At 51.2% G+C, this 20,633-nt stretch carries 18 protein-coding genes; 10 read left to right on the forward strand and 8 right to left on the reverse strand.

What is annotated here, in order from left to right; all coding sequences use genetic code 11:
• Window positions 1–15 precede the first annotated feature (15 nt).
• Both MoGM_RS08600 and MoGM_RS08605 read left to right on the forward strand, forming a co-directional pair.
• Window positions 16–402 (forward strand): four helix bundle protein, encoded by a 387-nt coding sequence (locus tag MoGM_RS08600; protein WP_104369667.1) that lies wholly within the window; start codon window positions 16–18, stop codon window positions 400–402.
• 68 nt (window positions 403–470) lie between these two features.
• A complete protein-coding gene (locus tag MoGM_RS08605) occupies window positions 471–2,198 on the forward strand; it encodes an acyl-CoA dehydrogenase family protein (RefSeq protein WP_104369668.1) in 1,728 nt (575 codons plus the stop codon).
• 125 nt (window positions 2,199–2,323) lie between these two features.
• Here MoGM_RS08605 and MoGM_RS08610 read toward each other — a convergent pair whose 3' ends face one another.
• Window positions 2,324–3,496 carry a mechanosensitive ion channel family protein gene (locus MoGM_RS08610; protein ID WP_104369669.1) on the reverse strand — a complete coding sequence of 391 codons (1,173 nt, stop codon included), beginning with the start codon at window positions 3,494–3,496 and terminating at the stop codon, window positions 2,324–2,326.
• 78 nt (window positions 3,497–3,574) lie between these two features.
• On the reverse strand, window positions 3,575–4,840 hold the full coding sequence (dacB, locus tag MoGM_RS08615) for a D-alanyl-D-alanine carboxypeptidase/D-alanyl-D-alanine-endopeptidase (RefSeq protein ID WP_104369670.1): 1,266 nt from the start codon (window positions 4,838–4,840) through the stop codon (window positions 3,575–3,577).
• Window positions 4,841–5,263: 423 nt separating this feature from the next.
• On the opposite strand from dacB, the gene nadB reads away from it, so the two are divergent.
• Entirely contained in the window at window positions 5,264–6,853 is a 1,590-nt protein-coding gene (gene nadB / locus MoGM_RS08620; protein ID WP_104369671.1) for an L-aspartate oxidase, read from the forward strand.
• A gap of 105 nt (window positions 6,854–6,958) precedes the next feature.
• On the opposite strand, the gene MoGM_RS08625 is transcribed toward nadB, so the two are convergent.
• Window positions 6,959–7,969, reverse strand: coding sequence for a hypothetical protein (locus MoGM_RS08625; RefSeq protein WP_104369672.1), 1,011 nt, complete (start codon window positions 7,967–7,969; stop codon window positions 6,959–6,961).
• Window positions 7,970–8,222: 253 nt separating this feature from the next.
• Entirely contained in the window at window positions 8,223–8,471 is a 249-nt protein-coding gene (locus tag MoGM_RS08630; RefSeq protein WP_146078695.1) for a hypothetical protein, read from the reverse strand.
• A 421-nt stretch (window positions 8,472–8,892) separates the two neighbouring features.
• Here MoGM_RS08630 and MoGM_RS08640 point away from each other — a divergent pair, with 421 nt between their 5' ends.
• The 5 genes from MoGM_RS08640 to cls all read left to right on the forward strand — a co-directional run bounded on the left by MoGM_RS08640 (window position 8,893) and on the right by cls (window position 15,212).
• Entirely contained in the window at window positions 8,893–10,512 is a 1,620-nt protein-coding gene (locus MoGM_RS08640; RefSeq protein WP_104369675.1) for a rhamnogalacturonan acetylesterase, read from the forward strand.
• Between the two features lie 77 nt (window positions 10,513–10,589).
• Window positions 10,590–12,566, forward strand: coding sequence for a DNA primase (gene dnaG, locus MoGM_RS08645; protein ID WP_104369676.1), 1,977 nt, complete (start codon window positions 10,590–10,592; stop codon window positions 12,564–12,566).
• Between the two features lie 113 nt (window positions 12,567–12,679).
• Entirely contained in the window at window positions 12,680–13,012 is a 333-nt protein-coding gene (locus MoGM_RS08650; protein WP_104369708.1) for a 6-carboxytetrahydropterin synthase, read from the forward strand.
• A 62-nt stretch (window positions 13,013–13,074) separates the two neighbouring features.
• Window positions 13,075–13,701: a 7-carboxy-7-deazaguanine synthase QueE gene (locus MoGM_RS08655; protein WP_104369709.1), complete on the forward strand. Its 627-nt coding sequence runs from the start codon at window positions 13,075–13,077 to the stop codon at window positions 13,699–13,701.
• Between the two features lie 86 nt (window positions 13,702–13,787).
• Complete coding sequence (gene cls / locus MoGM_RS08660; protein ID WP_104369677.1) at window positions 13,788–15,212, forward strand: cardiolipin synthase; 1,425 nt, start codon at window positions 13,788–13,790, stop codon at window positions 15,210–15,212.
• Here cls and rsmD read toward each other — a convergent pair.
• The 4 genes from rsmD to MoGM_RS08680 are packed head-to-tail and all read right to left on the reverse strand — an operon-like array spanning window position 15,184 to window position 17,630.
• Entirely contained in the window at window positions 15,184–15,735 is a 552-nt protein-coding gene (gene rsmD, locus MoGM_RS08665) for a 16S rRNA (guanine(966)-N(2))-methyltransferase RsmD (RefSeq protein ID WP_104369678.1), read from the reverse strand. The two genes, cls and rsmD, sit on opposite strands and share 29 nt — an antisense overlap.
• Before the next feature lie 27 nt (window positions 15,736–15,762).
• Entirely contained in the window at window positions 15,763–16,584 is an 822-nt protein-coding gene (locus MoGM_RS08670; protein ID WP_104369679.1) for a DUF3822 family protein, read from the reverse strand.
• Between the two features lie 31 nt (window positions 16,585–16,615).
• Window positions 16,616–17,110, reverse strand: coding sequence for a hypothetical protein (locus tag MoGM_RS08675; protein WP_104369680.1), 495 nt, complete (start codon window positions 17,108–17,110; stop codon window positions 16,616–16,618).
• A 37-nt stretch (window positions 17,111–17,147) separates the two neighbouring features.
• A complete protein-coding gene (locus MoGM_RS08680; RefSeq protein ID WP_104369681.1) occupies window positions 17,148–17,630 on the reverse strand; it encodes a hypothetical protein in 483 nt (160 codons plus the stop codon).
• Between the two features lie 870 nt (window positions 17,631–18,500).
• On the opposite strand from MoGM_RS08680, the gene MoGM_RS08690 reads away from it, so the two are divergent.
• On the forward strand, window positions 18,501–19,925 hold the full coding sequence (locus MoGM_RS08690; protein ID WP_104369683.1) for an ATP-dependent RecD-like DNA helicase: 1,425 nt from the start codon (window positions 18,501–18,503) through the stop codon (window positions 19,923–19,925).
• Window positions 19,926–20,009: 84 nt separating this feature from the next.
• Window positions 20,010–20,615: a 4'-phosphopantetheinyl transferase superfamily protein gene (locus tag MoGM_RS08695; RefSeq protein ID WP_104369684.1), complete on the forward strand. Its 606-nt coding sequence runs from the start codon at window positions 20,010–20,012 to the stop codon at window positions 20,613–20,615.
• Window positions 20,616–20,633 lie beyond the last annotated feature (18 nt).

Genomic DNA, 20,633 nt, shown 5'->3' on the forward strand with positions numbered 1-20,633 from the left:
AAAGGACAATACCTCATGACATATAGCTTTGAGAATATTATAGCCTGGCAGAAAGCACATGCGTTTGTGTTGTCGGTATACAGAGTGACCCGTCATTTCCCGGAAGACGAGAAGTACGGACTGATATCACAGTTTCGCAGAGCGGCCGTTTCGATAGAAGCGAATATCGCTGAAGGCTATAAGCGATTGGGAAAAGTTGATAAATTGAGGTTCTTCAATATCTCACAGGGCAGTCTTGAAGAGTGCAGATCATATAATCTTCTTTCAAGAGACCTTGGACTTTTGCGTCCGGGAGAGTTCGAATTGCTGCACAGCAGCATAGAGGAAACAAGTAAATTCCTTAACTCATATTGCAGGGCGATAGTCAATGACAACGCCATGAGGGATGAAAAGAGTAAGTAAAGGTATTGTCCTTTAACTTCCTTAACTTCCCGTAACTTCTTTAACTTCCGTAAAAAATAAAGAATAAAATGGCAAATTATTATAGCGATCATCCGGAACTTGAGTTCCATCTTCATCATCCTTTGATGAAGCGTATAGTTGAATTGAAAGAGCGCGGCTATGCGGATAAAGATAAATTTGAAGACGCGCCGGTCGACTATGAGGATGCGATAGAGAACTACAAGCGCATTCTCGATATAACCGGTGATGTGGCGGCGAACATCCTCGAGCCTAATTCGGAGAGTGTGGACCTTGAAGGTCCTCATCTGGAAAACGGCCGTATGATTTACGCCTCGAAGACAGTTGAGAACATGGATGCCACCCGCAAGGCCGGGCTATGGGGCATAAGCATGCCCCGCAGGTATGGCGGACTGAACCTGCCGAACACCACATTCTCGATGCTCAGCGAGGTGATAGCCGCCGCTGACGCCGGTTTCCAGAATATATGGAGCCTCCAGTCATGCATAGACACGCTCTATGAGTTCGGCAGCGAAGAGCAGCGAGAAAAATACATACCCCGTATATGTGCGGGCGAGACCATGAGCATGGACCTCACCGAGCCTGATGCCGGTTCGGATTTGCAGCGTGTGATGCTCAAAGCCACATACTCGGAGAAAGACGGTTGCTGGCTTCTCAACGGAGTGAAGCGCTTTATAACAAACGGTGACAGCGACATACACCTTGTGCTGGCACGTTCCGAAGAGGGCACACACGACGGCCGCGGACTGTCGATGTTTATCTACGACAAGCGTCAGGGCGGTGTGGACGTGCGCCACATAGAGCACAAACTCGGCATACACGGCTCGCCGACATGTGAGCTTACATACAAGAACGCCAAAGCGGAACTTTGCGGAAGTACCCGTATGGGACTTATAAAGTATGTCATGGCTCTTATGAACGGCGCCCGTCTGGGCATCGCCGCACAGAGTGTTGGTGTGGAGCAGGAAGCGTACAACGAGGCTCTGGCATACGCCAAGGACCGTGCCCAGTTCGGACAGAAGATCATCGATTTTCCGGCGGTATACGATATGCTCAGCCGCATGAAGGCCAAACTCGACGCGGGACGCTCGCTTCTCTATCAGACAGCACGCTATGTAGATATCTACAAGGCTCTCGAAGATATTGCCCGCGACCGTAAGCTCACTCCCGAGGAGCGTGCGGAGCTGAAGAAATACACGCGTCTGGCAGATGCCTTCACGCCGCTTGCAAAGGGTATGAACTCCGAATATGCCAACCAGAACGCATACGACGCAATCTCGGTGCATGGCGGTTCGGGCTTCATCATGGAGTACAAGTGCCAGCGTCTGTTCCGCGACGCCCGCATATTCTCTATATATGAGGGTACGACGCAGCTCCAGGTGGTGGCAGCTATCCGCTATATAACCAACGGTACGTGCCTTGCTATCATTAAGGAAATGCTCGAAAATGCCGTGGCTCCCGAGTTGCAGGCTCTCAAAGAGCGTGTCGTTCCGATGGTTGCGAAGCTCGAGGGGGCCATCGAGACCGTCAAGGCGGCCGACAACCAGTGTGTGCTCGACTTCCTTGCACGCCGTCTGTATGAGATGACGGCCGACATAATAATGTCTCTTCTCATACTCGATGACGCCACACGCGCTCCCGAACTCTTCACAAAGAGTGCCAACGTGTACGTGCGTCATGCCGAGGCCGAGGTCGAGGGACACTTCGGTTTCATTAAGAACTTCCGTCCGGAAGACATCGAGTACTACATCGCACAGCAGAAAGCGGCAGAGGAATAAGCCGCTGTTCGAGATACGACAAAAAAGAGGCAGACGCTCGTCAGCGAGCGTCTGCCTCTTTTTTGTCCCATTTCCTTGACGGTTATATCGTATTCGGCATTTCTTTGCGTTGCATTCGGGTATTGTCACGCCTCTCTGCCGATGTACTGCTGATATATTTTCAGGCCGAAATCAGGCGTTATGGCATATATGTATTCGAAAATGTCGTCACGGTTATGCTCGTAGTTCAGCCACTCCTTGTCGCTCAGGAAGAAATAGAACTCCACGGGAAGTCCCAACGATGCCGGCTCAAGCTGGTGCACCATTATGGTCATCGAGCTGTTGACCTCAGGATGTCCGGCAAGGTATCGTTCGGCATATCGGCGGAAAAGGGTCAGGTTCACAGTGTCGGGCGTAATCTCTCCGGCGTTGAAATAGCCTTTCTCCACAAGCCTGTCGCACAGTTCACGACCGGCCGGGTGTATGTGGTTGAAGTCGTAATATATCTTGCGGGCAACCCTGCGGCCGTCGCTGTTCTGCATGCCAATCCAGTTTTTGAACGAGTCGTCGACGAGGGTTTGCGGTGTCACGGTAACTATCGTGTTGTCGAAATTGCGCACCTTCACCGTTGTCAGCGTGATGTCTTCCACCGTACCGTCCGCTCCCGCCTTGGGCACCGTTATCCAGTCGCCTTTACGCATCATGTTGTTGCTCGTAAGGCGGATGCCCGCCACGAGTCCTGATATTGTGTCTTTGAATACCAGCATCATGATTGCCGATGTGGCACCGAGTCCGGCAAACAGCTTTGTCGGGCTTTTGTCTATTATTATCGCCACCACGGCGATTACGGCAATGAATATCATTACGATTTTCAGTACGCCGCAAAACGAGTGGAAATACTGTTGGGTTGACGAGTTGATGTTGTTGCCCAACAGTTTCAATGAGTTGATGAACACTATCGCCAGGTTTACTGACATGACCGTGATATATACCGCCGTGGCTCGTTCGAGTATTTCATGCACGGTGTCGAAGCGAGTGAAAATCATCGGGAGCAGGACCCATACCACTACTGCTGGCACGATGCGGCTTGCCGCTTTCAGTATGTCATCGCCAAGGAGAATGTCGTCCCATGTGACTTTGGTCCGTGCGGTGATATTCCGTACGATGGGAGTGACAATTTTCCTGAACAGTATTCCGGCTACGGATGCCAGTACCACGGCGACCAGTACGAGCAGGATGAAGCGTGCCACGGTGACCGACATGCCCGTAAGGCCGCACATCTGGATGATTTTGTCAACGTAATATTCGATTTTTATCATTGCATTTGATTTTTTATTGTTTTATGTTTTGATTTACTCTTTGGTGTCTTGCCGGATCGGATGTGTTGTTTATGAATGTCAAGGTCGGCACAACGAGATACACACCTTGTCTTGAAATGCCTTTCCGTTGTTGCCGTGCATCACTCCCTGGTTTATTATCGCGAAACAAAGCATGTGTCCGTTGGCTGCCGTGCAGTATCCCGCTAGCGAACGGATACCTGTCAGTGTTCCTGTCTTTGCGTGTACGTTGCCGTCGGCAGCGCTGCCTCTCATGCGGTTTCTCAGTGTACCGTCTTCTCCGGCTACGGGCATGGAGTGGTATAGGTGGTTGAATATCTCGGCGTTCTTGTAGGCATATCGCAGCAGAGCCACTTCAAGCTCGGCCGATACATAGTTGTAGAGTGAGAGTCCGCTGCCGTCGGCAATCTTGTATACGGATGGCGTCAGGCCGCTTTTTCTTATCACATTGCGTATCGTCGTGCGTGCATGAGTTGCCTTTGCGGGCCTGCTTCCGCAGGCTGCCGCAATCTGGTAGAACATAGATTCGGCAAAAAGATTATCGCTGTCTTTCATCATACGCATCAGTATCTGGTCGATGGTGTGGAAGCGTGTGCAGACGGCGAAAGCCCCATCGGGCAACTTACCCTCGGTGTTGAAAGCCTCAACCGTCACTCCGGCTTCTCTAAGTTCCTCGATAAAGCGTTCGGTGAATATGTCTTTTCTCGATATCAGGAGCGGTGACAGGGTGGGGTTCTTGTCGTCCCAGCACCATCCTTCACCCAACCTGTCGCTGTCTTTCATGCTTTTATCTGCCACTATGCGGCCCCTGATGGTGTCTACGCTCATTTGCCTGATGCTCTCGACAAAGGCTTTCATGTCGTCGCTGTTGAACAGCGGGTCGAAACCTCCCACGCAGTATATGTCACCGGTAAGCGTGTTGTTGTTTATCTTGCCTGTATAGTAGAGTGAAGTGCGAAACTGATAAGATCCGCCGAGCCTGTCGAGAGCAGCCACTGCCGTTACCACCTTCATGGTGGATGCCGGACGCAACATCTGTTTCTCGTTGTGGCGGTAGATTATGCTGTCGGCCGTGAGGTCGTAGACCATCAGCCCCACTTGTGAGGTCTCGAACATGCTGCCTTCGAGCAACCTGTCTATCTCTGTCTGTGCACCCGTAGGCCACGGCAGTTCCGGAACAGCCGTGGCGATAGAGTCTGTTTCCGTGCCGTATGCCGCGGCTTCCGTTTCGTTGTCTCTTTCCCTTTCGTCTGGTTCCGTTTCAGTCTGCGACCAGGCATGTATAGACAGAAAGGAGATGATGATAAAAATATAAAACCTGTTCATTGAACTTACAAATAGACGCACAAAATTACTTTATTTCGCCGAGAATTCCAAGTGTTTACGGTTTGTTTTGCCTGTTTTTGCATAACGATGACCTGAGTGTGCCGGCATATATGGTGTTCTTCGGTCGCATATTGTGTATAATCCGGATGATGACAGAGACAGTGAGAAAGAAATGAAGGTGTTTTTAAGTGGCCCGCCATGAGTGCTCCGGCTTTCGTATTGCGGTAATATCTTTGCCGTGTTGTGCCGTCGGAGCTATCGGCAGGTAATGCGGCCGTTGCATGCCGATAATGTATTTTGCACGGTGTCCGTATTGTGCATGGTACCATGATTAAGTGTCTGTAAAATCAAATTTTCGTCTGCTTGCTTGTTCATTGTAAATAAAAATAGTTACTTTTGCATCGTAATTAAAACAACGTTTTTATGGTTTTTAAATACGATTTTCTTGTGATCGGCTCGGGGGTGGCCGGTATGAGTTACGCCCTGAAAGTAGCGAGAGCGCATAAAGGCAGGGTCTGTGTCATCTGTAAGACATCGCTCGACGAGGCAAACACCTCGTTTGCCCAGGGCGGAGTGGCTTCGGTTACAAACCTTGCGACAGACAATTTCGAGAAACATATAGAAGATACGATGATAGCCGGCGACTATATCAGCGACCGGAAGGCTGTAGAGCAGGTTGTGCGCAACGCTCCTGAGCAGATAAAAGAACTCGTTGAGTGGGGCGTGAACTTCGACCGTCGTGATGACGGAGAGTTCGACCTGCACCGGGAGGGCGGACACTCGGAGTTCCGTATACTGCACCATGCCGATGACACAGGCGCGGAGATACAGCGCGGACTGATGGCCGCCGTGCGTGCCTGTCCCGATATAGACATAAAGGAAAACCACTTTGCGGTGGAGATTATCACCCAGCACCACCTCGGAGCGCGCGTCACGCGCCGCACACCGTATATCCACTGCTATGGAGCATACGTGCTCAATCCCGATACCGAGAAGGTGGACACGTACCTGAGCAAGGTCACCCTGATGTGCACGGGCGGTTGCGGGGCGGTGTATCAGGCCACCACGAACCCCGTCATAGCCACCGGCGACGGAGAGGCCATGGTGTACAGGGCCAAGGGAACGGTGGCCGACATGGAGTTCGTGCAGTTCCACCCCACGGCACTCTACCACCCGGGCGAGACTCATCCCGCCTTTCTCATAACCGAGGCCATGCGCGGATATGGCGGAATACTGCGCCTGCCGAACGGTGAGTCGTTCATGGAGAAATACGACGAGCGGCTGTCCCTCGCACCGCGTGACATTGTGGCGAGAGCCATTGACAAGGAAATGAAAATCCACGGGCTCGACCATGTGTGCCTCGATGTGACGCACAAGAATCCCGAGGAGACCCGCCGCCACTTTCCCAACATCTACCATAAGTGCAAGACGATGGGCATCGACATCACGCAAGATTATATCCCCGTGCGCCCGGCCGCCCACTACATGTGCGGAGGTATCAAAGTAGACCTCAACGGGCAGTCGTCCATCGAACGGCTCTATGCCATCGGTGAGTGTGCCTGCACCGGACTGCATGGCGGAAACCGCCTGGCGAGCAACTCTCTGATAGAGGCTGTCGTATATGCCGATGCCGCCGCACGTCACTCGCTGGCTCATGTGGATGAGTATGACTTCAACGACAAGGTACCGGAATGGAACGATGAGGGTACGCTCACCAATGAAGAGAAGGTGCTCATCACTCAGAGCGTAAAGGAAGTGACGCAGATTATGAGCAACTATGTGGGAATAGTGCGCAGCGACTTGCGTCTGCACCGTGCGTGGAACAGGCTCGACATGCTGTATGAGGAGACGGAGAACCTGTTCAAGCGAGTGAAGGCGAGCAGGGATATATGCGAGCTTCGCAACATGATAAACGTGGCGTATCTCATCACCCGCTGGGCGATAGAGCGCAAGGAGTGCCGCGGACTGCACTACACCACCGACTACCCGCTGCATGCCTACGACAAGAACTGACCGGCCTGCGGCAGTAACCGGCGACTAAGAAAACGAAAATCCGTGCCACACGACCGAGAGTCATACGTGGCACGGATTTTCGTTGTATATAAATATAGGTGTGTTTTATTGTGCGAAAGAGAGCATCAGCGATACACCGACCGGCATGTTGTACATTGCGTCGAACATCACTATATACTGTCTGGCACAGTTTTCCATGAATTGCGCCGATGCGCCGTCGTTGTCATAACCGCCGTGGAAGTCGAGTACGGATGTTACTTTGTTGCCGTTCAGCGTGAAACCGTCTCCGTCGTTGTCGCCGTCTTCGCCGTACACGAATTCCCATGCAAGGCGTTCCGTACGGAAAGTGAGCGTCTGGATGAGTTTGCTCACGCGGTTGCCGGCATCGCGCGTCACGTTAATTTCGGCCTTTGTGATACCACCGAAATAGTAGACCGACGCGCCCGTGATGTCGCATTGATAGTTGAGGGTGCTTTCGTTCATGTTGCCGAACACCGGTTTGGCAGGCAGTTTGGCCACGTTGTAATATCCGGGTTCGCTGTTGCTGAGGTTCGGGTCGTATGTAAATCCGATGCGGTCTGTGGTGAAATAGAAATCCATCAGCTTTTTCATGTCCGACATTTTCTTGCCGATGACATACATTTGGGCAACGATAGTGTTGCCCTTTTTGCTCAAAGCACTTTCAATGCCCATCGGCCGGTCGGCTCTCGTGCTCCGCATTGTTTTGATCATCTTGCGTGTCTGCTTGTTTGCGGGAGCGTAGTCGGCATCGTCATCATCGCCATTTATCATGTAGTCGTACAGTGCGTCGGCAATCTCGCGGCTTCCGCATTCAAATCTTGCGTCGGCCTTTGTGCATACTCCGCCGGCCGCCTCGAACCGGCAGACCACCGTAACGCCTGTTTCCTGGCCCGCAGACTGTTGCGGGCAGAAGTAGGATGTGCCGTTTTCCGTATCTCCCGACCAGCCTGTTTCTACCGGGTCGGGACCGTTTCCCGGGCCATATCCGCCGTTGTCTCCTTCGTCATCGTCGCTTGAACAGGCCGTGAACGACATCATTGCGCACAGCATCATCATGCCGGCAATCATCATTTTCGTTGATAAAAACTTTTTCATAAATGATTTTTTGTTTTTGTAAAGTTGGCAGGTCCTTTGTTTTTGTTTATTGTTTTTATGCGTGTTCCGAGTCTTGCCGCAAGGCGGACCCGTTGCCCCGGGGGTGACTTGAACATGATGCAAAGGTGATAAAAAAATCGTTACGCCGCATTGTATCGTTCAAAATATCGTGAAGTGTATCGCGATGATATTTGCGTTTCATCGGTTTTGGCGGTATTTTTGTTTGTCCCGAAAGCGATATAAAACGATAAAATCATGATAAATATTTACAAAAGAACCTATTGCAACAGTCGTGCCAAAGTGCCTTTACATGCTGTCCTGCGGCTATGAACGACTGCAATATTTGATAAATGCCGGTGGGGCGGCAGCGTGCGGTATTGCCGCTATATAATATGTGGTGGGCCGTGGTAGCCCGACAGGCATCCGGTTTGTCGGTAAACCGCTGCGGCGGGGTGCCCGATGTGTATTCATCGGACACCCCGCCGCTTTTTTGTTTGTACATAAACGGCCTGAAACGGGGTGCTTGTTGCGCTGCATCCGGCAGCTCGTCACGGTACAACGGGTATCTTAATGCACGGCATTCGGATGCCGAATGCGGCGCAACGGGTTGCCGAACGTGATGCAATGCCGCTCCGGACGCGCAAACACGGCACGGGCGTCGCTTGTCGTCCGTGTTTTTATCAAAAAACAAAGTAAAAACCATCGTCCAGCAATCGGTTTCCGCATGACTTTTTATCGCAGTCCGGACAAAGGATGGTTGATATTTTATTTACAAAGCATGGACGTTGAAGCGCATTCCGTTCAGTGCCGGCATGCCGCTTTTTGCGCCATTGTCAAATAAAGAGGTGAAGCGTTATCGTTTTTCGTCACTTATTTATTATCTTTGCATAGCTATTTACAACAACAATAATAACTACTGAAAAATGAAAAGACTGCTATCCGCCATTATCGTATTCGGAGCGTTGGCCGTGCCTGCGGCGGCTCAGAAACTGAAACCGGTTGAAGACGTAAACAAAGTGATAGACAACACCCCCGACAGCATCAACAAGGCTCTCATGGCCCGTCCCGCTCCGGGCACGACCCGGAAGGGCGGCAATCCGGTGCTATTTCTCATCGGCAACTCGACGATGCGCAACGGCACGCTGGGCAACGGCAACAACGGACAGTGGGGCTGGGGATATTTCGCCCACAGGTTTTTCGATGCCGGCAAGATAAGCGTCGAGAACCAGGCTCTCGGCGGAATGAGCACACGCACGTACTACAACAAGCTGTGGCCGGCGGTGCGCGAGGCCCTCAAACCCGGCGACTGGGTGATAATATCTATCGGGCACAACGACAACGGACCGTTCGACGAGGGCCGTGCGCGCGCCGTGATAAAGGGCACGGGACACGACTCGCTCGAAGTGACGATAAAGGAGACGGGCGAGAAAGAGACCGTCTACACATACGGCGGATACATGCGCAAGTATATAGCCGACTGCCGTGCCGCCGGGGCGCATCCTATACTGATGTCGCTAACGCCCCGCAACGCGTACGGCGAGGACGGGAAGATAGTGCGCAAGCCCCACGGGGCATGGCTCGAAGAAATCAGCCGCGAGCAGGGCGTGCCCTACGTAGACCTCAACGAAATATCGGGCGCAAAGCTCGACCGCTACGGCAAGTGGAAAGAGAGCTACCACTTCTATAAGGACAACATACACACGAGCCGCTTCGGGGCGGAGATGAACGCCCGTTCGGCCGCCGAGGGAATAGCCGCAAGCGCCGACCCGGCATTGGCGCCGCTGCAAGCGATGATGATAAACGTGGTTCCGGATACTGTGGCCGTGAGGCGTGAGAAAGGCAAGCCGGTGGTGTTCATCACCGGAGATTCTACAGTGAAAAACGAAGACAAGGACGAGAACGGCATGTGGGGCTGGGGATCGCAAGCCTATACAATCTTCGATGATAGGAAGATCACATGTGTTAATTGCGCCCATGCTGGCCGCTCTACCCGTACATATCTCAACGAGGGACGATGGGATCGTGTGTACAACAGTCTGCAACCGGGTGATTTTGTGCTAATACAGTTCGGACATAATGACATAGGACCAATCAACAAAGACCGTGCGCGCGGCACGATACCAGGTACGTCTGACTCAACCCGTGTATACAAGATGGAGAAAGGCGGAAACTATGAACTTGTGTATACGTTCGGCTGGTATCTTAAAAAGTTCATACAGGATGTTCGCGAGAAGGGCGCCACTCCGATACTTGTATCCCTAACACCTCGAAACGAGTGGCCGAAAGGCAGGATTGAGCGTCGCAACGACAGCTATGGAAAGTGGTATCGTGAGGTTGTCGATGCGACCGGCGTCGAATTTGTGGATATGCACAACATTACCGCCGACTATCTCGACAAGAAGTGCGGAAGCAAAGAAAAGGCGATGAAATACTACAACCGGGACCACACTCACACCTCACTTCTCGGTGCCAGGACCAATGCTAAGAGTATGGCGAAAGGCTTGAAGGCCAACAGGAGCAAGCTGGCGGGGTATTTGAAGTGAGATTTGTCTTTAACTCCAGCAGACGCAGTCCGCGATAATTCCCTTAACTCCTCTAACTCCTTGAAAGAATAAAAAAAATGATCGACCGCCCTACCGTAGAACGAATACTTGATGCCGCAGAGATTGTAGACGTCGTCTCAGACTTTGTCACCTTGCGCAAGCGTGGGGTAAACTATGTTGGTCTGTGCCCGTTTCATGACGACAAAACGCCATCGTTCTATGTATCGCCAGCCAAGGGGCTGTGCAAGTGTTTCTCATGTGGCAAGGGAGGAACACCCGTTCACTTTATCATGGAGCATGAGCAACTGTCTTATCCGGAGGCATTGAGGTGGCTTGCTAAGAAATACAGCATAGAGATAAAAGAGCGGGAACTGACCGACGATGAACGGCGCGAGGCCAACGAACGTGAGAGTATGTTCATAGTCAATGAATGGGCGAAAGACTATTTCATGGACATAATGCACAACAACGAAGACGGACAGGCCATCGGAAAGCAGTATTTCCGCAGTCGTGGAATACGAGACGACATCATGAGGAAGTTCCAGCTCGGCTATGCTCCTATGCGGCGCGATGCCATGTCGAAAGCGGCCATAGCCAAAGGATACAAGGAGGAGTTTCTCGTAAAGACCGGACTGTGCTATAAAAAGGAGAGCGGAGAGCTGGTAGACCGATATTCGGGAAGGGTGATTTTCCCATGGTTCAATATCAGCGGAAAGGTAAACGCTTTCGGAGGACGGCTTCTCGATTCGCGAACCAAGGGCGTGCAGCAAAAGTATGTCAATTCGCCCGAGTCGGAGATATACCATAAGGATCACGAGCTTTACGGACTATATCAGGCCAAACGCGCGATAGTGAAAGAGGATTGTGTGTATATGGTGGAAGGATATACCGATGTGATAGCAATGCACCAGTGCGGCATTGAGAATGTGGTGGCCAACTCTGGAACGGCTCTCAGTGTGTATCAGATACGCATGTTGCACCGCTTTACTGCAAACGTAGTGCTGTTGTACGACGGTGATGATGCAGGCATTCATGCCGCCATGAGGGGAACAGACATGCTGCTTGCCGAGGGTATGAACATCAAGGTACTGCTTCTGCCCGACGGAGACGACCCCGACAGTTTCTCAAGGAAGCATAGCGCGGATGAGTTTGTGGCATATATAGACGGTCATCAGACCGATTTCATACAGTTCAAGACAGACCTTCTGCTTAAAGGTGTGACTGATCCGGTGAAGCGTTCGGAGGCGATAGGCAGCATAGTGCGCAGCGTCTCGGTCATTCCGAACCAGATAACACGCGATACTTATATCCACGAGTGCTCGCATAGGCTCGGCATGAGCGAGCGGACGCTTATCAACACTATGAACAGTTTTATCCGCGGTGACGTGGAAAACAAGGCCAAGGAGGCTGAGCGCGAGCAGAGAAGGCAACAGCAGGGCGATGAGGCAGACGGTCAACATGCTGTGGCCGTGTCCTCGCCGCAGCCCCGGATAGGGCTGCACACCGTGGCCGAACAGGCAAGTGAGGTGGAGCGTATGCTGATACAGAGCGTCATCAAGCATGGCGAGGAGATAATATTCGACGGGCTTGAAACGGAAGACGGACAGGCCGTGAGCCTCTCTGTGGCACAATATATTGACTACGACATGGCACAGGACGGTCTTGTGTTCGGCAACGAGCTTTACAACCGCATATTGGCTGAGGCCGTTGAGCACAACAATGACGAGGGCTTCCGCGCCGAGACATATTTCATGCATCATCCAGATGTGGAGATAAGCAGGCTTGCCGGACAGCTCGTCATAAACCGGTACCAGCTCAGCCGCAGTCTCGAAATGAAGCATAAGCCCGAGACATTGCGGCAGCGTGTGGTTCATCTGATACTCGATTTCCGGATGGACATAGTCAAACGGCGCCTTGCCGACATTCAACAGCAATTGCGGCAGGCGGGCAGCGACATGGACCGTATAATGCAATTGATGCAGGAACACAAGGACACGCAGATGTTGCGGGATGCCCTTGCCCGACAGCTCGGTAGCGACATAATGGTGAATTGATACCTTACAGTGGCGCGTGTTAATAGTAAACGGTATTGCCAGGGAGATGATTGAAGTTGGAAAATAAGGATAATGACCGCAAGGCGTGGTTAATTATAAAATCAAAAAACAGTATGTATTATATTCAAAAGACAATAGAAATATCGGCTTGTCACAGTCTTACGCTTGACTATGAGAGCAAATGTACGCACAGGCATGGACATAATTGGGTTATAACGGTATTCTGCAAGTCGAGGGAACTGAATGCAAACGGCATGGTATGTGACTTCACTGAGGTGAAAAACAAGATTAAAGGGTATCTCGATCATGGTGATTTGAATGAACTGTTGCCTTTCAATCCCACTGCGGAGAACATAGCAAAGTGGTGTACCGAGCAGATACCGCAATGCTATAAGGTCTCGGTTCAGGAGAGTGAGGGCAACATTGCGACTTACGAGGAAGACTGACGGTATGCCGAAATCGGCAGGATAAGGTTTAAGAAAAAAGAAAGAAATAGCGTATGAGAGGGATTAAAAAGGTTAACGAGATATTCTATTCATTGCAAGGCGAGGGGCACAATACAGGTCGTCCGGCTGTCTTCGTGCGCTTCTCGGGGTGCAACTTGAAGTGTCCTTTCTGCGATACGGAACACTCCGCGGCGTATGAGATGAGTGATGATGAGATACTTTCGGCTGTCAGCCGCTACCCGTCCCGCTTTGTAGTGCTCACCGGCGGCGAGCCGTCTTTGCAGGTCGACGATGCTTTTGTGGCGTTGTTGCATGATGCCGGCTTTGAGGTAGCCATGGAAACAAACGGTACCCGCCCCGTTCCCTCAACGATAGACTGGCTTACCGTATCCCCGAAAGAGGCTTTTCTCGGCAGTGCGGGTCGGCCTGCCATAACACGTTGCAATGAGCTGAAGTGCGTGTTTGGCGGCAAGGCGTTTGACAGTACCACCAGTGGCTTATCGTTGTCGCTGTCGTGCCGGGATGTATCCGATTATGGAATAGAAGCCGATTATTATTATCTGCAGCCCTGCGATACGGGTGACAGGGAGTCGAACGGCACGATAACAGCCGCTTGTATGGAGTATGTCAAAGAACATCCGAAATGGCGGATGTCGCTTCAAACCCATAAGCTGGTAGGTTTCAGATGAGTGACCGGGCCTATGGCAACAACGGGTAAGTCACGCTGCCACTATAAACAAGCAACATCACTGAAACAAACAAATAACATACTGCGATGCACGAACTATACCTTACGCTCGTAATTCTCAATGACATAGTCGTCATTCTCGCCATTATACATGTGCTGATGGACAATCGTCTGCCGGCAAAGACAATGGCGTGGGCGCTCGTTATATACTTTGTGCCGGTGGCAGGCATTGTGCTTTATGTGTTCTTCGGTGTCAATACGCGCAGAGATAGGCTTGTGAGCGAGCGTAGCATGAACGAGATCACAAGGCGGTCGATGCTCAGTTTTGTCGGACAACAAGACCTGCGGTTGCCGGAAAACCACAAACAGACCATCGATTTGTTTGTAAATCAAAGCATGGCACTGCCTTTCAAGGATAATACCGTAGACATATATACCGACGGTTACGGATTCTTTCCGGCATTGCTAGCCGCCATTCGTAATGCTACGTCACACATACATATCGATATTTACATTTTTGCCGATGACGCTCTCGGCCGTCTTGTGTCCGACTCGCTTATCGACAAGGCGAGACAGGGAGTCGAAGTGCGTGTCATTTACGATGATGTGGGCTGCTGGAACGTGAGCCGCCATTTCTTTGAGCGTATGCGTGAAGAGGGTATCGAGGTTTGTCCTTTCCTGCCTGTGCGGTTTCCATCGTTCACCAGCAAGGTCAATTACCGCAACCACCGCAAGATAATCGTTGTAGACGGCAAGGTCGGATTTATCGGCGGAATGAACATAGCGCAGCGCTATGTGAAAGGTGTTGAAGGCAGGCCGTGGCGCGACACGATGACAAAGATAACCGGCAGTGCGGTCTATTCGCTGCAAAGAGAATTTCTTGTAGACTGGTATTTCGTGGATCGCACGCGTCTTTCAGACCGAAAGTACTATCCCCCTGTGGTATCGTCAGACTATGACGACTGTCTGATACAGATTGTGACGGGCGGTCCCGTGACCCCGTTTCCCGAGATTATGCAGGGATATATGCGCGTGATAATTGCCGCCCGTAGATATATATACATCGAGACGCCCTATTTCATACCTACCGAGCCGGTACTTTTCGCCTTGAAGACAGCCGCGCTTGGCGGCATAGACGTGCGTATTATAGTGCCCGAGCGCAGCGACGCACGTTTCGTGGAGTGGGCCGGCAGGTCATATCTGCGTGACATGACGGCCTCAGGTGTGAAAGTCTATCTGTATGAGAGCGGATTTCTGCACAGCAAAATCCTTGTCTGCGACGACTCTCTTGCCACGTGCGGATCAACAAATGTCGACTCGCGCAGTTTTGAAAACAATTTCGAGTCAAATGCTTTTTTCTATGACGAGACCGTCGCCCGCCGTTTCAGGCGTATCTTCCTTGAAGATCTCGGCCGTTCCGTTCCGTTGTCGGAAAAGCCCGGTCGCATGAATCCAGGCTTTTTTCCGCGTCTTTGGGAGAGTCTTACCCGGCTTCTTTCGCCGCTTTTGTGAATAGCGAGAAGTTTACGCTTCCGTAGGCACGGTGCTCCACGAAATGCGTGTTTGTGCTGAAATCATATTCCTTTCCGTGTTCGAGTACGAACATGCCGCCGTCTGCCAGCAGTCCTTTCTCGAATATGATATCAGGTATTTCACCCAGATTTTTTAGTGCGTAGGGCGGGTCTGCGAATATGAAGTCAAACTGTTGCTTGCACGATTTGACAAACCTGAACACATCTCCGCGGACAGGCAGGCAGGTGTCTGTGCCGAGTTTTTTGAGGCATTGCAATATAAAGGCGTGATGATCCCTGTCCTGTTCCACGCTCACCACCCGTTTGCACCCACGGGATACAAGTTCGAGCGAGATGCTTCCGGTGCCTGCGAACAGGTCTAAAGCCGTGCTTCCGTCGAAGTCGGTGTATGCGTTCAATACGTTAAAGATATTTTCTTTCGCGAAATCCGTCGTCGGTCTTGCCTTGAACGAACGCGGCACATCAAATCGTCTGCCTTTGTATATTCCTGTTATTATTCTCATTTTGCCGTATGTCCTTTTCTGCTTCGCTTATCTTCCTTTTACGTATAGCGTCATCAGGTCGTATGGAATGTTCTTTATCTGTGTCACCTGCGCACGGTTGAAATCGCCCGACGGGTTGATGATATATGTACGTCTGATGAATTTTTTCAGCTCTTCGGTTATCCAATCGCTGTCCGGAATGTTTCCCACGAGGTGTATCTCGTCCCGCTCCTGGTCGAGCATCAGTTGTTTCCATACGTAGAGCAGGAAGTATAGAGAGTCGTGTGCGTTTGTTGTGTCGAACGTGTTACAGTATTTGAAGCGGTGCTGTGTGAAGCTGAAAAGCTCCAGCTTCCCGTCGTGGAAGTAGCCGTACAGTTTGTTTCTGTTGCCCGTGAAACTGCGTTGGTGAAGATAACGCCACACGGGAGCCATGGCGCACATGAACGTGGGATGCTTGAAGTTATCCTCAATCACGAGTTTGAGATCTTTGTTTACCGAGAACAGGGCCACTGCGTTAAGGTCCGGCAGCACATTGTGCATCACGGTGTCGCTTCCGTTTGTCGTGTACGCGTGTCTGTACAGCATGTCTTTCTCGCCTTCACTGAACAGGTCGGTGGGTATCAGCATTACCGGAGATACGATTACCGCCGTCACTCTTTGAAATCCTTCGGCAGGCATGTCGGCCGTTTTCAGCGCTTCCCTGAGGTTTGCGGCCATTGATATCCCGCTTTTCACGGTATAGGGTTCGTATACGACGGAGTTTCCCTCGGCCGTGCTTCTCACGGTTGAGAACGAGAGTGTGTGGCTTCCGACCCTTATCGTCAGTCTCTTATTGTTGGTCGTAGGGGCTGTCCCGGTGGTATTCATGATTGGGTATTGCGATGTAATTGTGAATTGTTCATTTTCCTTTTTCCCAGTTTCCGGCATTGCCGTTGTTCTCTGTAAGGCTGCCTATGCGCAGTCCGGGGAACAGTCCGGCGCTGTTGGCCTCGTCTGTTATGGCGTTGATGGAGTTTTTGTCGAGGCCTTCGAGATAGTCGGCATACTCGGCTCCGCATTCCATCAGCGGCACAATTTCGCCCGCCCGGGACATCGTGGTGCCGGTGGCGAGCCTGAACTCCTTGTTGGCGCTGTGCGGAATGTATCTCAGCGAGTCGGCCATCCAGCCGCCTCTTACAAGCGTTTCGAGCGACGGGCAGTAGTGGCCGTTGGCCTTTCGGAAAGACTCTTCGGAGCGTCTGATTTTTACCAGCCGCCGTTTCACGTCTTTCTCGCGCTCCGTGCGCTTGCTGTCAAACCTCATCGGAGCCTGTATGCTGGCCACGCAAAGATATGCCAGCAGAGCCACAGCCCCTGCCAGGACGATGTTTATGGCGTTGCCTTTTATCTTCATCCGCTGTCAATGTCGTTGTTACAGACTGCAAAGATAATCAATAATTCTCAATAGCCTTGATTCTCTTCTTTGTTTTCTTGCGCTTTTTCCATGTGAAAAGGTCTACAACATCAAACGTTGCCGTTGCCGTTTGCCTCGGCGCTGAGAGTGCGGCGTCTTTTATCGGACCCATCACGAACGGTGAAATCTTTGGTCTCTTGCCTTTTATCACCACCTCGTTGAGCCTGTTCATGTTGGGCAGCAGTTCTATAGTGTCTTTCAGCTCGTGCCTGTCCATTATCCTGCCTTCGTATTTGGAGTGTTTGAATGTGAGTGTGCGGGCCGAGTCGGGACAAGTGAAAATACCTGTATATTCGGTTTTCGTCCGGCAAGAGTCGATATTGTTGAATATGATTGTGACATCCCTTATCGGTGTGCCTGTCTCCATGTCGGTCACCACATGGCTGGTCTGCGCCATGCCGTATGTGCAGCATAGTGTCACGGCCGTCAGTATGGCATGTTTATGTGAAAGGGTTGTCATGATGTTTTTACCGTATTGTCATCGGTTGCTTGTTGTTTCAAAATTATTAATAAAAATTGATAAGTGCTGTTTATAAATACTTTTTTTACTGTTAGATAACCATGATTAACAGTTTTATTATCCTTTTCGGCTATATCCGTTTCGTCTGTTATATCGCGAAGTGTATCGTGAAAATTGTTGTTTCATGTCCGGTTTTGTGCTATCTTTGTGGCATATTAAATAATTTGACGATATGAATTGTATGATGTTTTTATTACAGGCGGATGCTCTTTCGCGTATGTTTATGCACAAAAGAAATACCATGAAATATGATATTTCCATGTTTCGGGCATTTTGATGTATCGAATATATATTAATTATTGTTTGGCTGTCTATGCCGGCATGTGTGTTTGCGGAACTTCACAATGGCGTGAAATTCCGCATTTTTTTATGTTTCGATATGTATATTTATGCAAATAAGCCTTCCCGCAGGCTTTCGGCGGGTATCCCGTTGCGTTGCGTTTAGCGGCTAAACACAACGCAACGGGTGTCTAAACGGAAGGTAACGGGTATCCGAATGCAGTGCAACGGGTATCCCGTTGCGGAATATCGGTAATTCGGGCACATGACAATGAAAAATATATCATTTCTTAAAGTCTTTATACTCGTATAATGCTTGATTTTGCATAAATATGCAGTCGGAGACGTAATACTGGTGGTATGAATAATATTTACAATATTGATGGTCTTATTCCGTTCCAGGCTTGTGCCTTTCATGTCTTCACCCGCTGTATTGCTGCCGTTCGTCGGCATTGTCGTTCTTCATGTACACCTGTTTCCTTGTTGGTGAAAAATTTGTCCGTTCCGCCTTTTCTTCTTACCTTTGCGTTTATGATAGGCGAAGAACTTACATACAGGGTGCGCCTGGCGCTCGGCGTGGAGCCTACGGCCGAACAGGCCGCTGCCATAGACACGTTTGTCCGTTTCATGACGGATGCCGGCGAGCGGGTGGTCATGGCAATGCGTGGAGCGGCCGGTACGGGAAAGACCACCCTTGCGTCGGCCGTGGTGAAAGCCCTGACAGCGCTCGGATGGAAGATAAGGCTGCTCGCCCCGACCGGTAGGGCGGCGAAGGTTCTTTCGCTCTATTCCGGTGTTCGGGCCGGTACTATACACAGGCGGATATACCGACAGAAGGCGTTGTCGTCCGACATGTCGGGCTTCCGGCTTAGCGACAACCTGTATTCCGACACGCTGTTCATCGTAGACGAGGCATCGATGATAGCCGATGGTGGCGGTGGTTTCGGTACCGGGCGGCTTCTCGACGACCTTATGGAGTATGTATATGGCGGGCGTAACTGCCGGCTTATGTTTATCGGCGACCGTGCCCAGTTGCCGCCCGTCGGTGAGACGGAGAGTCCGGCACTTTCGGCCTCTGCACTTTCAGCGTATGGTCTTAAGGTGTATGAGGCCGATTTGAGCGAGGTTCTCCGGCAGAGTGCCGAGTCGGGCATATTGTATAACGCCACCGTAATACGTCGGATGATGGCCGATAGCGGCAATGTGTCCATGCCTCGGGTGAGATTTGCCGGATTTGCCGATATTGTTTCTGTGTCCGGCGAAGAACTGATAGAGACTCTTGCCACAAGCTATGGCGAGGTGGGAACAGACGAGACAATGGTAGTCACGAGGAGCAACAAGCGGGCGAACGTGTACAATAAAGGTATAAGATCGATGGTGCTCGGCCGTGAAGAGGAACTGGCGGCAGGCGACATGGTGATGATTGTGAAGAACAAATATCTCGGGGAGACCGAACGCAGGGAGCACGGTAATATAGAGTTCATTGCCAACGGCGATCGGGCGCGGGTCGGAAAGGTGCGCAATGTGCATGAGCAGCATGGTTTCCGATTTGCCGACGTGACTCTTGAATTTCCCGATTACGACGGAATGGAGCTTGTATGCACGGTGGTTCTCGACTCGTTGCACTCAGAGGCTCCGGCGCTTACGCTCGAGCAGAGCGGGCGGTTGTTCGATGCCGTGATGGCCGATTACGCCGATATACCACGAAAGGCCGACCGGTTGAAGAGTTTGAAGACAGATAAATACTATAATGCCATGCAGATAAAATATGCATACGCCGTGACGTGCCATAAGGCGCAGGGCGGGCAGTGGGCGCATATATATGTGGATCAGGGATATATGACAGACGAGATGCTCACTCCCGACTATATCCACTGGCTTTATACGGCGTTCACCCGGGCTACGGAAAAACTCTTTCTCGTCAATTGGCCGAAGGCTCAGACAGAGTATGTATGACATGCGGCAAATGTATGCAGGCACATGGACAAGTTTTTTTCTTTAATACATTAATCATATAAATAAAAAACAGAGGCGTAAACAATGCTTTATATCACAGAGGATATTCACTCGTTCGACCTGTTGCGGGCTATCGATGCCTTGCCGCCGCAACGGCGCCTGAAGGCCATGGCATTCAGGCACGAGACCGATCGCCGTGCGTGTACGGCGGCATATATGCTTCTGAGCAGGGCTTTATATCAGGAGTACGGCATCGACGAGCCGGTGGAACTCGGCTTACATGAGGGCGGCAAGCCGTTTATCGTAGGCCGTGAAGATATACATTTCAACCTTAGCCATTGCCGGTCTGCGGTGGCCTGTGCGGTTGACGGTAACAGGGTGGGGGTTGATATCGAGACCATCCGTGCGTTCAATGAAAATCTTGCGCGCAGGGTTCTCGGCGAGCGTGAATACTTGGATGTGATGGCGGCCCAACGGCAGGATATTTCCTTCATACGTTACTGGACAAAAAAAGAGAGCTACCTTAAAATGACAGGCGAGGGCATCCGCCGCGACCTGCGTTCCATACCGTTGGAAGAGGCGCGCTTCGATACGGTGGAGAGTGATGCCGGAGGATATGTATGCACGGTATGTGCCGACCTTTCGTCCGGCTCCCGTCCGCTGGCTGTAAACAGAATATCGCTCTTATAGGGCAGGGCGGAAGGGAAA

Source organism: Prevotella sp. MGM1 (genome assembly GCF_002933775.1).
In the GTDB taxonomy this organism is placed as follows: Bacteria; Bacteroidota; Bacteroidia; order Bacteroidales; family Bacteroidaceae; genus Prevotella.